We start from the raw sequence: 1,421 nt of genomic DNA, 5'->3' as shown, positions 1-1,421 counted from the left end.
CGGCGGGTCGAAGCTGTCGAACGCATAGGGCACGACGGCGCGCGCATCGGTGCCGGGGCGCAGGGCGCGGACGGCGGCCGCCTCTTCCTCGGACGGATAGAGCACCACGTCGGCGAGCGCCCAGGCACGATGCTCCTCCGCCTCCTGCCGCGCGGCCTCGGCGAGCAGCGCGTCGCGGGCCGCGCCGGGCGGCAGCAGCGCCGCCTGTGCCCGCAGCCGGACGTGATGCAGGTCATGGCCGTAATAGACCACCGGCACCCGCAGCAGGCCGAGCAGATCCGGCAGCAGCGCGTCGGCGACGGCCGGACGGCTGGCCAGCACGCGATCGACCGCGCCGCCGCGCGTCGCCAGCCATTCCGCGAACGGCGTCGTGCCGTACAGAACCTCGATCCCCCGCGCTTCCAGCCGCGCCGCGTAGCCGGGCGTGCGGTGGCGGTTCTGCGGCCAGAACTTCACCACGTCGCCCGCGTCCTGCAGCGCGGTCAGGAAGGCGTCCATGGTGCGCGACCCGGCATCGCGGTCCGGCTCCGGCACCAGGTGATCGAGCACAAGGGTCACTCGCCGATCGCGCGCGCGGTCGCGGGCGCGGGCGACGTGGTCCCCGTTCGGATAGTGATCGGCGAGCGCGCCGGCCCAGCGGCGGCGCAGGATCTGCTGGTTGCGGGTCTGGAACGCCTTGAGACCGCGCGACGTGTCGGTGCCGTGGGTGGTGCCCTCGTGATGCACGACGACGGAGGTGGGCACGTACAGCACCGTCCGGCCGCGCGCGCGGAGGCGAAAGGCGAGATCGGAATCCTCGCAATAGGCCGGGGCATAGACCGGATCGAAGCCGCCGAGCGCGTCCCAGGCGTCGCGCCGGACCAGCAGCGAGGCCGCCGAGCACCAGTCGGCCTCGCGGACATAGTTGTATTCCGGCCGGCCCGGGTCATCGCCGCGGCCATAATTCCAGCCGCTGCCATCCGCCCACAGGATGCCGCCTGCCTCCTGCAGCCGCCCGTCCGGGTGCAGCAGCTTCGACCCGGCCGCCGCCGCCCGCGGATCGCGGTCGAGCGCCTCCAGCAGCGCGTCGAGCCAGCCGTCCCGCACCTCGGTATCGTTGTTGAGGAGCATCAGGAACGCCCCCCGCGCCCCGGCCGCGGCGGCGTTGCAGGTCAGCAGGTAGCCGAGGTTGCGCGCCTGCGTGACGAAGCGCAGGCCGCGCACGCGCGCCAGGGCGGCGACGGCGGGATCGCCGGACGCGTCGTCGATCACCACGATCTCCACCGGCGCGCGCGGCGGGTGCGCGGCGATGGAGGCGAGGCAGCGCAGCGTGCACGCCGCCTGCCCGTAGGTCGGGATGATGATGGTGACGCGGGGCGCCGGCGCGCAGGGCACCGCGAGGCGGGACGCACGGCGCGCCGGGTGGGCCGCCCGCGCCGCGC

1 protein-coding gene is annotated in these 1,421 nt (G+C 74.9%); it reads right to left on the bottom strand.

Annotated features, from left to right (window positions below):
* Window positions 1-1,421: glycosyltransferase family 2 protein (locus tag B8460_RS19545; RefSeq protein WP_048863302.1), on the bottom strand; the 1,421-nt coding region annotated here is incomplete at both ends.

Origin of the sequence: Acidisphaera rubrifaciens HS-AP3, from assembly GCF_000964365.1 — a bacterium.
GTDB lineage: Bacteria > Pseudomonadota > Alphaproteobacteria > Acetobacterales > Acetobacteraceae > Acidisphaera > Acidisphaera rubrifaciens.
The sequence above is the reverse complement of the archived record's forward strand: the minus strand, read 5'-3'. Positions and strand labels throughout refer to the sequence as shown.